Origin of the sequence: Amycolatopsis sp. YIM 10, from assembly GCF_009429145.1 — a bacterium.
GTDB lineage: Bacteria > Actinomycetota > Actinomycetes > Mycobacteriales > Pseudonocardiaceae > Amycolatopsis.
In genome coordinates, this window is the sequence record NZ_CP045480.1 from 5975807 (window position 1) to 5987717 (window position 11911).

11 protein-coding genes and 1 pseudogene are annotated in these 11911 nt (G+C 71.2%); 8 read left to right on the plus strand and 4 right to left on the minus strand.

What is annotated here, in order from left to right; all coding sequences use genetic code 11:
• The first annotated feature begins 68 nt into the window (after nucleotides 1-68).
• From YIM_RS28435 to YIM_RS28450, 4 genes are all read left to right on the plus strand, one after another.
• On the plus strand, nucleotides 69-1532 hold the full coding sequence (locus YIM_RS28435; protein ID WP_153033248.1) for a DUF1996 domain-containing protein: 1464 nt from the start codon (nucleotides 69-71) through the stop codon (nucleotides 1530-1532).
• A gap of 52 nt (nucleotides 1533-1584) precedes the next feature.
• Complete coding sequence (locus YIM_RS28440; protein WP_153033249.1) at nucleotides 1585-2025, plus strand: protein-tyrosine phosphatase family protein; 441 nt, start codon at nucleotides 1585-1587, stop codon at nucleotides 2023-2025.
• 21 nt (nucleotides 2026-2046) lie between these two features.
• Nucleotides 2047-2832, plus strand: a complete 786-nt coding sequence (locus YIM_RS28445; protein ID WP_153033250.1) for an alpha/beta fold hydrolase — start codon at nucleotides 2047-2049, stop codon at nucleotides 2830-2832.
• A 106-nt stretch (nucleotides 2833-2938) separates the two neighbouring features.
• The gene (locus YIM_RS28450) at nucleotides 2939-5251 is read left to right on the plus strand and encodes an ATP-binding protein (protein ID WP_153033251.1); all 2313 of its coding nucleotides are present in this window, start codon (nucleotides 2939-2941) and stop codon (nucleotides 5249-5251) included.
• Here the strand turns inward: YIM_RS28450 and YIM_RS28455 are convergent.
• Nucleotides 5226-5645 (minus strand): DUF2000 domain-containing protein, encoded by a 420-nt coding sequence (locus YIM_RS28455; RefSeq protein ID WP_228004068.1) that lies wholly within the window; start codon nucleotides 5643-5645, stop codon nucleotides 5226-5228. The genes YIM_RS28450 and YIM_RS28455 overlap by 26 nt on opposite strands.
• An 83-nt stretch (nucleotides 5646-5728) precedes the next feature.
• Here YIM_RS28455 and YIM_RS28460 point away from each other — a divergent pair.
• A pseudogene (locus YIM_RS28460) lies at nucleotides 5729-6502 on the plus strand (AraC family transcriptional regulator); the annotation flags it as partial.
• On the opposite strand, the gene YIM_RS28465 reads toward YIM_RS28460, so the two are convergent.
• Together YIM_RS28465 and YIM_RS28470 are read right to left on the minus strand one after the other, a co-directional pair.
• Nucleotides 6463-7611 carry an MFS transporter gene (locus tag YIM_RS28465; RefSeq protein ID WP_153033253.1) on the minus strand — a complete coding sequence of 383 codons (1149 nt, stop codon included), beginning with the start codon at nucleotides 7609-7611 and terminating at the stop codon, nucleotides 6463-6465. The pseudogene YIM_RS28460 and the gene YIM_RS28465 overlap by 40 nt on opposite strands.
• Nucleotides 7612-7660: 49 nt before the next feature.
• The gene (locus tag YIM_RS28470) at nucleotides 7661-8575 is read right to left on the minus strand and encodes a LysR family transcriptional regulator (RefSeq protein WP_153033254.1); all 915 of its coding nucleotides are present in this window, start codon (nucleotides 8573-8575) and stop codon (nucleotides 7661-7663) included.
• Between the two features lie 104 nt (nucleotides 8576-8679).
• On the opposite strand from YIM_RS28470, the gene YIM_RS28475 reads away from it, so the two are divergent.
• Genes YIM_RS28475 through YIM_RS28485 form a run of 3 tightly spaced genes read left to right on the plus strand, consistent with a single transcriptional unit; the run spans nucleotide 8680 to nucleotide 11541 of the window.
• A complete protein-coding gene (locus YIM_RS28475) occupies nucleotides 8680-9963 on the plus strand; it encodes a CitMHS family transporter (protein ID WP_153033255.1) in 1284 nt (427 codons plus the stop codon).
• Nucleotides 9964-9973: 10 nt separating this feature from the next.
• Complete coding sequence (locus YIM_RS28480; protein WP_153033256.1) at nucleotides 9974-11245, plus strand: acyclic terpene utilization AtuA family protein; 1272 nt, start codon at nucleotides 9974-9976, stop codon at nucleotides 11243-11245.
• Complete coding sequence (locus tag YIM_RS28485) at nucleotides 11242-11541, plus strand: hypothetical protein (RefSeq protein WP_153033257.1); 300 nt, start codon at nucleotides 11242-11244, stop codon at nucleotides 11539-11541. The genes YIM_RS28480 and YIM_RS28485 overlap by 4 nt, the downstream gene beginning before the upstream one ends.
• On the opposite strand, the gene YIM_RS28490 is transcribed toward YIM_RS28485, so the two are convergent.
• Nucleotides 11521-11904, minus strand: coding sequence for a CU044_2847 family protein (locus tag YIM_RS28490; protein ID WP_153033258.1), 384 nt, complete (start codon nucleotides 11902-11904; stop codon nucleotides 11521-11523). The two genes, YIM_RS28485 and YIM_RS28490, sit on opposite strands and share 21 nt — an antisense overlap.
• Nucleotides 11905-11911: the final 7 nt, after the last annotated feature.

Here is an 11911-nt window from a genome sequence, read left to right on the forward strand (position 1 = left end):
GCCGCGTCTTCCCCTGCCGAAAACAATTCCGGCGACGCGGTTCCCGCCCCGACGAAGTTTTGACCCAGATGAGGTACTCCATGGGTAGACATCGCATTTCCAGACGCACGAAACTGACCACCGGCGCGATCGGACTGGTGATCGCGGTCGGTGCGGTCGTGGTCAACGCGACCGCCGGTGACCCCGCACCGGCGAGCGCGGACGGCGCCGACAAGTCGCTGTTCGTCGACATCCTCACGGTGCCGCCGAACGTGAAGAAGCCGACGCCGCAGCGCAAAGCCAGCAAAGGTACGTTCACGGTCGACTGTGGACGGAACGAGAACGGGCACTTCAACCCGGACAACTTCATCGCCCAGCCGGGCGTGCGCAACGGCGCCCAGCACCTGCACGACTACGTGGGCAACCTGTCCACCAACGCCGATTCCAACAACCGCAGCCTGGCCCGGGCGGGCACCACCTGCCGCAACGGTGACAAATCCACCTATTTCTGGCCGGTGCTGCGCATCAACACCGAAGAAGAAGAGCCGGCGGAAAATCCGCCCGCGGAAGAACAGAAAGCGCAGCGGAAACAGGCGCAGGCGGCCGATCAGGCGGCCAAGGCCGAACCGCGGGTCGACTGCCCCGACGTGGCCAGCCAGCTGCCCGACGAAATCCCCGAACCCGCGCAGGCCGCGGTCGAAACCGAACTGGGCAATCTCGACGGTCAGCTCGACGCGGCCGAGCAGAAGGTGCAGGGCGGTGAGGACCCGGCCGCGGTACTCGAACCGCTGAAGGGCGAGCGCGCAGCGGCCATCGACCGGATGGCGAACGCGATCGACGCCGAGGCCGACAAGCCGCAGAACCTCGCGGAACTGGCGCCGTGCGGGGTCAAGGACCAGAACAACCCCGGCGTGGCCAACGGTGACGAGAACAGCGACAACGCACAGGCCGAAGGCACCGAGCAGAAGGCGAAGCAGCCCCAGCCGGAGGAGAACGACAACAACGAACTTGAAGGCAACGAGGGCGAGATCCAGCGCCCGGAGAAGGTCGACCTGACCTTCCGCGGCAGCCCGGTCACCCGCGTCACCGCGATGCCGCGCTTCCTGCGGATCCTCTACGGTGACGCCAAAGTGAGCACGAACGGGCCGAAGAACGCGCGCGATTCGTGGACCTGCAGCGGATTCGAGGACCGGGTGCTGATGAACAAGTACCCGATCTGCCCCGAGGGCAGCAAGGTGGTGCGGCTGCACGACTTCCCGAGCTGCTGGGACGGGAAGAACATCGACTCGGCCAACCACCGCGACCACATCGTCTTCCCGGACCAGAACGGCCGCTGCGGCCGGGGTTTCCGGGCGGTGCCGCAGCTGCGGATCACGCTGACCTACAACGTGCCGCGTGCGGTGCAGGTCGCCGGGCAGTACGCGGTGGACTCCTTCCCGGAGGAGGAGCACAACCCGTTCAGCGATCACGACGACTTCGCGAACGTGATGTCGCAGCGCATCATGTGGCGCCTGGTCAACTGCGTCAACCGCAACAAGATCTGCCAGGAGTGAACACGGGGCGCGGGGCCGTTCCGGCGGCCCCGCGCTCTGGCAGGATGGCGGAGTGAGCACGATCCAGCTGACCGGCGCCATCGAACTGCCAGACGGAACCTGGGTGCGCGGCCGGGGCCTGCGCCGCGGCGCGCCCGAAGGCGAGCCACCGGACCACGGCTTGTACCTGGGCACGCGGATGCTGCGCCGTCGCTACGGCGGGCACGTGACCTGGCCGCGGGAGTGGATCAGCTGGCCGGACTTCCTGCTGCCGCTGGACCGCCGCTCCGCGATCGCCCGCATCCGCGCCCTGCACGAACTGGCCAAGGACGGGCGCCGCGTGGAGGTCGCCTGCGGTGGCGGCGTCGGCCGGACCGGCACCGTGCTGGCCTGCCTGGCCCAGCTGGCCGGCGTGCCCGCGGCCGAGTCCATCGACTGGACACGCGAGCACCACCACCCGCGCGCGGTCGAAACCCCGTGGCAGCGTGCCTGGGTCCTCAAGTTCCTGGAGTGACCCCCGCCTAAGATCATCCGCATGCCCATCGCGCACGCGCCTGACGGTGTCGAGCTGTACTACGAAGTGCACGGCGACGGCGAACGCGTACTGGTGTTGCTGGCCGGGCAGGCGAACAACCACCACTGGTGGGACAGCGCCCGTCCGGACTTCGAGCCGTTCTTCCGCACCGTCACCTACGACCACCGCGGGCTCGGGCGCAGCGGCAAGCCGGACGACGATTCCTACAGCACCAGGGGTTTCGCCGGGGACGTGGTGGCCATTTTGGACCATCTCGGGGTGGACCGGGCCGACGTGTACGGCACCTCGATGGGCGGCCGGGTCGCGCAGTGGCTGGCCGCGGACCACCCCGGCCGGGTGGGCAGGCTGGTGCTCGGCTGCACCTCCCCGGGCCTGCCGCACGGCTTCGAACGCGACCGCGAGGTCAAGCGCGCGCTCGGCCAGCGCGACGCCGCCGCGGCTCGGCGCGCGCTGCTGGAACTGATGTACACCCCCGAGTGGCTCGCGACGCACCCCGGCCCGTACCTCACGCTGGGTGATCCGGACATGCCGCCGCACGCCCGTCGCGCGCACCTGCTCGCCAGCGCCCGGCACAACAGCTGGGACGCGCTGCCCGGCATCACCGCGCCCACGCTCGTGGTGCACGGCACCGACGACGTGTTCAACCCCACCGCCAACGCTCCCCTGCTCGCCGAGCGGATTCCGGGCGCGAGCCTGCACCTGATCCCCGGTGCGCGTCACGCCTACTTCGAGGAGTTCCGCGACGTCGCGAGCCCGCTGGTGCTGGAGTTCCTCACCGACGGGTAGTCGTCACCCCGGGTGATCGCCTCGGTATGCTGGTTCCGCCGGTTGAACAGCTAGCCGGGTTGACTCAGCGCCCCGCGCGCACCGGCAGCCCGGGAGGCTACGAACGATGATCGACAGACCGTCGGCGGCGGACCAGCTCTTCGCCGGTCCAGGGGAAACCCGTGCCCGGCTGCGGCGCACCGACTGGGCGGCCACCCCGCTGGGCCCGGTCGAGGACTGGCCGATCGAGTTGCGCAGCGCGATCCGCACGGTGCTGCCGTCGAACATCCCGATGCTCCTGTGGTGGGGGCCGGAACTGGTGCAGATCTTCAACGACGCCTACACCCCGGTGCTCGGCGACAAGTACCCGGCCGCGATCGGCCAGCCCGGCGCCGAGTGCTGGGCCGAGGTCTGGGACGAGCTGGGCCCGCTGGCCCAGAGCGTGCTCGACGGCGACGGGGCCACCTACACCGAGAAGCAGCGGCTCTTCCTGCGGCGCCACGGTTATCTCGAAGAGACCTACTGGACCTTCTCCTACAGCCCGGTGCACGCCGAGGACAGCTCGGTGGCCGGGGTTTTCGTCGCCACCACCGACGTCACCGTGCAGGTGCTGGCCGAGCGGCGGATGGAGATCCTGCGCCGCCTCGGCACGATCAACCTGGCCGGGGCCGAGCACCCGGTGACCCACGCCTGTCGCGAGGCGATCCGCATCCTCAGCGGCAATCCGGCCGATCTCCCGGTGGTGGCGGCTTCCCTGCGGGACGACGGCACCCCGCGACCGCCGGAGTTCCGGCTCGAATCGGCCGAAGCCGGCCGGCTCGCCGAGTTCCCGCTGACCGTGACCGGGCTGCCGGAGCCGGTCGGCGAGCTGGTGCTCGGCATCAGCCCGTACCGCGAGTTCGACGAGTCCTACCGCGGTTTTCTCGAGCTGATCGCCGCGCGGCTCTCGGCGATGCTGACCGACGCGCTGGCCTACGAGACCGAACGCCGCCGCGCGCTCGCGCTGGCCGAGCTGGACGCGGCGAAGACCCGGTTCTTCCAGAACGTCAGCCACGAGTTCCGCACCCCGCTCACGCTGCTGCTCGGCCCGCTGGAGGCGTTGCTGGAGCAGGGCATTCTGCCCGCGGACCAGCAGCGGGTGATGACCGAAGCGCTGCGCGCGGCCCGTCGGCTGCAACGGCTGGTGGACACCCTGCTCGACGTCGCCAGGGCCGAGTCCGGCCGGTTGCGGGCGCACTGGGAGCCCGCCGACCCGGCGCGGCTGACCGCCGAGTGCGCAGCCATGTTCGGCTCCGCCGCCGAGCAGGCCGGGCTGGAGCTGCGAGTGGAACTCGACGAGCGCGCGAGCACGGTGATCGAGCTGGACCAGGAAATGTGGGCCAGGATCGTGCTCAACCTGCTGTCCAACGCGCTCAAGTTCACCCACGAGGGCTCGATCACGCTCGGCCTCGCCGTGCGCGACGAGCAGCTGGTGCTGACCGTGGCCGACACCGGGACCGGCATCCCGGCCCACGAGCTGGACCGCGTGTTCGACCGGTTCCACCAGGTCGAAGGCACTGCCGGGCGGACCGGGGAGGGCGCGGGCATCGGGTTGTCGCTGGTCGCGGACCTGACCGCGACCATGGGCGGCACGGTCGCGGTGGCCAGCGAACCGGGCGTGGGCAGCACTTTCACCGTCACCGTGCCGTGGAAGCCGGTGGACGCCGAGCCTGCCCCGCCCGCGGTGGCCGCCACCGTCGGTGCCGGTTTCGCCGACGAGGCCGGGCAGTGGCTCCGTCCACAGGAGACTGTCGCCGCCGACGGCGAGGCGCGCATCCTGCTGGTCGAGGACAACGCCGACATGCGCGCGCACATCCTGCGCCTGCTGCGGGCGCAGGGCTGGGCGGTCGACCTGGCGGCCGATGTGGACACCGCACTGGCCAGGATCACCGAGCACCGGCCGCATCTGGTGCTCAGCGACGTGATGCTGCCCGGCCGCGACGGCCTCTCGCTGCTGCGTGAGCTGCGCGCCGATCCGGTCACCGCCCGGCTGCCGGTCATGCTGCTCACCGCCCGCGCCGGCGCGGAGTCCGCTGTGGACGGTCTGAGCAGCGGAGCCGACGACTACATCACCAAGCCGTTCCACCCCGGCGAGCTGGTCGCCAGGGTGCGGGTGAACCTGGAGCTGTCGTGGCTGCGGGAGACGCTGATCGCCGCCGGTGAGCGCGAGGCCGCGGACCTGCGCAAGGCGCTGGACACCCGGACCACGGTCAGCGAGGCCGTCGGGCTGGTGATGGCGGCGTTCCGGTGCGACGCGGACACCGCCTTCGACAAGCTGGTCGGTTTCTCGCAGAGCCGCAACGTCAAGGTCCGCGACATCGCCGCCGAGGTGGTGGCCGACTTCACCGCCACCATCAGCGATGGGGAAAGCGCCGTCACGGATGCAGACTCGCGCCCTTGAGCGCCTTGTCCACCGCGTTCTTCGGCCCGTGCAGCGCGATGCCGACCAGGTTCAGCTTCTCCGTCGGCACCGCGGCCACCGCGGCCCGGTTGTCCGTGTCGTTGCCGGTGCCGAACAACTCCTCGGTGAACACCGCGAGCTTGAGCCCGCGCGAGAGCGCGCGGCCGTGCGCGGTGGTCAGCAGCTCGGCGTCGCCGGTGAAGACCAGCACGGGCTGGCGGAACATGGCCAGGTACTCGATGCCGTCGGCGTCGGCGTAGGGCTCACCGATCAGGGCGGGGTCGGCCCCGGCGATCGCGCTGCTCAGGAAGGCGGTGATGTTGAGCCGCTGCCACGACTCCAGGTCGTTGCGCAGCAGGACGGCGATCTTGGTGTCGAACCGGGCGGCGGTCACGGTGGTGCTCCTCGGGTGGCGTCTGTTCCGTTGCGCTTCCAGCATGCGCCCGGCGGCCGGGCCCGGTCTTGTATGTTCTTGACATGATCCGGGCCTGGAAACCGGGCGTGCCCGGGGTCGACGAGGTCTTCCACGCGCACTTCACCGACCACGCCTACCCACCGCACACGCACGACGCCTGGACCGTGCTGATCGTGGACGACGGCGCGGTCCGGTTCGACCTGGACCTGCACCACCACGGCATCGGCACACCGTCGGTGTCCGTGCTGCCACCGCACGTGCCGCACGACGGGCGCTCGGCCACCGACGGTGGGTTCCGCAAGCGCGTGCTCTACGTGGACACCTCGGTGCTCGGCGCCGAACTGGCCGGGGCGGCGGTGGACCAGCCGACGCTGACCGATCCGGCGCTGCGGCACCGCCTGCACCAGCTGCACCTCGTGCTGGCCCGGCCGGGTGACGAGCTGGAGGCCGAAAGCAGGCTGGCGCTGGTCCGCGAGCGGCTGCGCTTCCACCTCCGGCGGCGCACGGAGGACCGGCAGGCCCCGGTGCCCCGGCTGGCCGGTGACCTCCGGGATCTGCTCGACGCGCACACCGTCGACGGGCTCACCCTGCGGCACGCGGCCGAGGCGCTGCACGCGCACCCGACGCACCTGGTCCGCTCGTTCACCAGGGCGTTCGGCCTGCCACCGCACCTGTACCTGACCGGGCGCCGGGTGGACCTGGCGCGACGGCTCCTGCTGGCCGGGCAGCGACCGGCCAGCGTCGCCACCGCGGCCGGTTTCCACGACCAGGCGCACCTGAACCGGCACTTCAAGCGTCATCTCGGGGTCACACCGGGCCGGTTCACCGGCCGCCGGGCCACGAACAGCACCGCCACGGTCGCCACCAGCCCGCCCGAGACCATCACCGCGGCCGGGGAGAAGGCGTCCACGACCAGCCCGCCGAGCCAGGCACCGGCGGCGATGGTCGCCTGGAAGGACGCGGTGAACAACACGGTCGCGGCTTCGGGCGCTTCCGGTGCGGCCTTGGCGAACCAGGTCTGGGAGCACACCGGCACCGCGCCGTAGGCCAGGCCCCACAACGCCAGCAGCACCAGCGCGCCGACGGAACCGCCACCCAGCACGGGAAGCAGCGCGGTGGCCGCGGCCAGCAGGGCGGCCACCGCCAGGAACGTCCGGCGTGGCCGTTCATCCACTGTGGACCCGGCGAGGAAGTTCCCGGCGATCCCCGCGATTCCGTACACCAGCAGGAAAACCGTGATAGCGCCGGAGCCGAGCCGGGTGAACTCCAGCAGGAACGGGGTCACGTAGGTGTAGGCGCCGAAGTGGGCGAGCACAACCAGGAAGGTCACCGCCAGTCCAGTGAGGACACTCCCCCGCCGCAGCAGCGCGCCGAGCACCGCCGCCCTGGTCACCTCACGCGCGGGCAACGCGGGCAGGCAGGCGAGCATGGCGAGGAACAGTGCCGCGGTGAGCACGCCGAGCACGGTGAAAGCCGTGCGCCAGCCCGCCAGCTCGCCGATGAACGTACCGGCGGGCACTCCGAGCACCGAGCCGAGCGGGACCGCCGAGAAGATCACCGCCTTGGCCGTGCCCACCCGTTCCGGCGCGACCAGGCGGGGCGCCAGTCCGGCGCCGATCGACCAGAACGCGCCGATCACCAGCCCGACCAGGACCCTGGACACCAGCAGGACCGGATAACCGGGTGCGGCGGCGGCGAGGAAGTCGGCGAAAGCCAGCAACAGCACCAAAGCACACAGCATCACCCGCCGGTCGAAGCGGCCGGTCGCGGTGGTGACCACCGGCGCGGCGACCGCGGCGAGCAGGCCGGGCAGGGTCATCGTCAGCCCGGCCGTGCCGTCCGAGACGCCGAACTCGCGCGCGATCGCCGTGAGCAGGCCGATCGGCAGGATCTCGGTGGTGACGAGCGAGAAAATTCCCAGTGTTATGCAGAAAACCGCGGGCATGCAGACAGTTCACCAAGTACAGAGCGGAAAGTCCGGCACCTTCGCGACATCACCGTGGCAGCCACAGTGATTCCGGTGGCAGCTCGGTCCGGTCGGTGAACAGGGCCTCGACGAAGGCCCGCACCGCCGGGGCCAGCGGCCGGGCGGGATCGCGCACCACGGCGATGGTCCGGTCCACGGCGGGCCCGGCCAGCGGCGCGTGCTCCAGCCCGGCGAAGGAAACCAGCGGCAGCACCAGTCCCGGCACCACGGAGACCCCGAGCCCGGCGGCCACCAGCCCGGCCACCGCGGCGATGTTCCTGGCTTCGGTGCGGCGGCCGGTGCGCACCGACGCGGCGTCGAGCGCCCGGTCGACCAGGCGGCGGATGCTCGACGACGTGCCGAAGGCGATGAACGGCTCGCCAGCCAGCGAAGCCCAGTCGCGTACCGGCGGGTGGCCGGGCGGGAAGATGCCGCAGAACCGGTCGGCCGCCAGCTCGCGCACGTCGAGATCGGGCAGTGGCTCGGTCACCACAGTCACCGCCAGGTCGACTTCCCCCGCACGCACCCGGTCGAGCACCTCGCCGGACAACGCGTCCTCGATGGACAGTTCCACCGCCGGGTGCGCCCGCGAGTAGGCCGCCACCACCGGCGGCAGCAGGATCGCCGCGAGCGAGGGCAGGGTGGCCACGCGCACGTGCCCGCTGGTCCCGGCCAGGAACCCGGCGAAGTGCCGCATCCCGGCGTCGAACGAGCCGAGCACCCCACGGGCGATCCGGACGAACTCCGCGCCCTCCGGGGTCAGTTCGAGCTTTCGCGTGGTGCGCTCGAACAGGGCCACCCCGACGCGCCGCTCCACCTCGCCGATCGCCCGGCTCAGCGAGGACTGCGCCAGGTGCAGGCGCTGGGCGGCACTGGTGAAGCCGCCCGCGTCGGCCACTTCGACCACGGCACGCAACTGCGGAACGGTCAGGTCCATGCGCATGGCGCATCAGTCTATGCGAAATCCTTGCTTGACCTCGATATGCGGCTTGGCTCACAGTCGGGGCGTCAACGACGACGTGCGGACAGTGCGAAAGGCCGGAACAGATGCTTGCCCTGGCGGGATTCCTGACCATCGCGGTCTTTCTGGCCGGTGTGCTCTCGCGCCGGGTGTCGGTGCTGCTGGCGCTGACGGTGATCCCGATCCTGGCCGGGCTCGCGGTCGGCGCGGCACCCCGGCTCGGTGAACTGATCGGCAAGGGACTGACCACGGTCGCCCCGGTGGCGATCATGATCACCTTCGCGGTGCTCTACTTCTGCCTGATGATCGAGGCCGGGCTGTTCGACCCGGCGGTGGCCCGGATCCTGCGCTGGGCCAAGGGCGATCCGCTCAAGATCACCGTCGGCACCGCGGTGCTCACCCTGCTGGTCGCACTGGACGGCGACGGCGCCTCCACCTTCCTGATCACGGTTTCGGCGATGCTGCCGCTCTACCGCAGGCTCGGCATGCGCCCGCTGGTGCTGGCCGGGGTGGTCTGCCTCGGCGCGGGCGTGATGAACATGGTGCCGTGGGGCGGCCCGACCGCGCGGGCGATGGCCGCGATGGACGCCGGCAGCGGCGAACTGTTCCTGCCACTGCTGCCCGCGATGATCGGCGGTGTGCTGTGGGTGCTCGTCGCCGCGTACCTGATCGGCCGCACCGAGCGCAAGCGCCTCGGCGTGATCACGCTCGAACCACCCGCCGAGACGCCGGCCGAGCGCACGCGCGCCGAGCGGATCCGCTTCTGGCTCAACGTGGTGCTGACCCTCGCGCTGGTCGCCGCGCTGCTCGCCCAGCTGGCCAAGCTGGAGATCCTGTTTGTGGTGGCCTTCGTGCTCGCGCTGCTGGTCAACCGGCCGAAGTGGCCGCAGCAGCAGGAGCTGTTCGAGAAGCACGGGCACAACGTGGTGCTGGTGACCACGATGATCTTCGCCGCCGGGGTGTTCACCGGGGTCCTCTCGGGCACCGGCATGATCGACGCGATGGCCCGCGCGCTGGTCGGGATCATCCCGGACTGGGCGGCCGGCGCGCTGCCGCCGCTGACCGCGCTCACCGGCATGCCGCTGAGCCTGGTGTTCACCCCGGACGCCTACTACTTCGGCGTGCTGCCGGTGCTCGCCGAGACCAGCGCGGCGCTGGGCGGTGACCCGAACGAGGTGGCCAGGGCGGCGCTGCTCGGGCAGATGACCACCGGGTTCCCGCTCAGCCCGCTGACCGCGTCCACCTTCATCCTGGTCGGCATGGCCGGGGTCGAACTCGGCGCGCACCAGCGGTTCATCTTCAAGTGGGCCTTCGGCACCACGCTGGTGATGACCGTGGTCGCACTGGCCACCGGCGCGATCTCCATCTGAGGACCAGAGCATGCGAACGACACGAATCGGCAGTGGCGCGGGCTTCGCCGGTGACCGCTTCGAACCGGCGGAGATCCTGGTGCGCCGGGCCGGCCTGGCAGATCTGGTGCTGGAGTGCCTGGCCGAGCGCACGATCGCGCTCGGCCAGCAGCGCAGGCTCACCGATCCGGACGCCGGGTACGACCCACGACTGCTGACGCGCTTCCGCCGCCTGCTGCCGCTGGCCGCCGAACACGGGGTGCGCGTGCTCAGCAACATGGGCGCGGCCAATCCGCTCGCCGCCGGGCGCGCGACCGCGGCGCTGCTCACCGAACTCGGGCTCGACCGCAGCGTCGCGGTGGTCACCGGCGACGACGTGCTCGACCGGATCGACCCCCGCACCCCGGCGCTCGAAGACGGCGTGCCGCTGGAAGACCACGGCGAACTGGTCTCCGCCAACGCCTATCTCGGCGCGGACGCGATCCTGCCCGCGCTCGGCGCGGACGTCGTGCTCACCGGACGGGTCGCCGACCCGTCGCTGTTCCTCGCCCCGCTCGCCGACCGGCTCGGCTGGGACCTGGCCGATCCACCGCGTGCGGCCGCGGGCACGCTGATCGGCCACCTGCTCGAATGCGCCGGTCAGCTCACCGGCGGTTACTTCGCCGACCCCGGTCGCAAGGAGGTGCCGGGACTCGCCGAACTCGGCTTCCCGTTCGCCGACGTCACCGCCGACGGCTCGGCTGTCTTCGGCAAACCGGAGAGCACCGGCGGCCTGCTCTCACGGGCGACCGTGCGCGAGCAGCTGCTGTACGAGATCACCGATCCCACCGCGTACCTGACCCCGGACGTGGAACTGGACCTGCGCGAGGTGACCGTGCGCGAGACCGGCCCCGACCGGGTGGCGGTGGCGGGCGCGGTCGGCCGGACCCGGCCGACACGGCTGAAGGTGAGCGTCGGCTACCGGGCCGGGTTCCGCGCGGAAGCCGAGATCTCCTACGAGGGCCCGAACGCGGCCGAACGCGCGCGACTGGCCGGGGAGATCGTCACCCGGCGGCTCCCGGAACCACCCCGGATCCAGCTGTCCACATCGGACAGCGAAAGCCGCTTGCGGGTGGCCGCGCTGACCCCGTCCCGCGACGCGGCCGACGTGGTCTGCCACGAGGTCGAAGCCCTGTACACCAACGGACCCGCCGGTGGTGGCGGGGTACGCACGAGCACCACGGAGGTCATCGGCATCGTGTCCGCACTGCTCGACCGGGAGATCGCCGAACCACGGGTCACCACCTTCGGGCCGGTGCGATGATCCTGCACGACATCGCGCACTGCCGCGCCGGGGACAAGGGCGACACCTCGATCCTGTCGCTGTTCCCCTATCGCGACGAGGACTTCCCGCTGCTCGTCCGCGAAGTGACCGCCGAACGCGTGCGCGCCCACCTGGCCGGTCAGCTGCGCGGCGAGGTGGTCCGGTACGTGCTGCCGAACCTGTGCGCGCTCCAGTTCCGCTGCCGCCAGGCGCTCGAAGGCGGGGTCACCACCTCGCTCGCGCTGGACACGCACGGCAAGGGACTGAGCTTCCGCCTACTCTCCCTCGCCCTCTGAGGACTTCGCCGGAGCGGCGTCCTCCACGGTCTCCTCCTGCGGCACCACCGCGGCCGGGTCGCGCAGCCACTTCAGCTTGACCTCGAACTGGCCCTGGAGCCCGGTTTTCGCGATCACCGCGCCCGCCTGCGCGTCCAGCTTCACGCCGAACTTCAGCTCCACCTCATCCGGGCCCATCGAGCGGAACTTGTCGAGCGCGGCGGCCGCCGCACCCCGCACCTCCTCCAGCGCGCGTTCGAAGGACACCCCCGCCTCGCGGAGCATGTTCTTCGGGCGCGCGGCGCGCTCGACCGCGTGCGGCACCTCCACTTCGACCAGTACCGAACCGCCGCCATCGAGCGGGAACCGCACGAACTCCGTCACGTCTGCC

What these genes read in the sequence shown, in the direction of transcription:
- YIM_RS28475 (WP_153033255.1), top strand. Translation starts at nt 8,680, where the DNA reads ATGCTTGCCCTGGCGGGATTCCTGACCATCGCGGTCTTTCTGGCCGGT.
- YIM_RS28465 (WP_153033253.1), bottom strand. Translation starts at nt 7,611, where the DNA reads ATGCCCGCGGTTTTCTGCATAACACTGGGAATTTTCTCGCTCGTCACC.
- YIM_RS28445 (WP_153033250.1), top strand. Translation starts at nt 2,047, where the DNA reads ATGCCCATCGCGCACGCGCCTGACGGTGTCGAGCTGTACTACGAAGTG.
- YIM_RS28470 (WP_153033254.1), bottom strand. Translation starts at nt 8,575, where the DNA reads ATGCGCATGGACCTGACCGTTCCGCAGTTGCGTGCCGTGGTCGAAGTG.
- YIM_RS28435 (WP_153033248.1), top strand. Translation starts at nt 69, where the DNA reads ATGAGGTACTCCATGGGTAGACATCGCATTTCCAGACGCACGAAACTG.
- YIM_RS28450 (WP_153033251.1), top strand. Translation starts at nt 2,939, where the DNA reads ATGATCGACAGACCGTCGGCGGCGGACCAGCTCTTCGCCGGTCCAGGG.
- YIM_RS28480 (WP_153033256.1), top strand. Translation starts at nt 9,974, where the DNA reads ATGCGAACGACACGAATCGGCAGTGGCGCGGGCTTCGCCGGTGACCGC.
- YIM_RS28485 (WP_153033257.1), top strand. Translation starts at nt 11,242, where the DNA reads ATGATCCTGCACGACATCGCGCACTGCCGCGCCGGGGACAAGGGCGAC.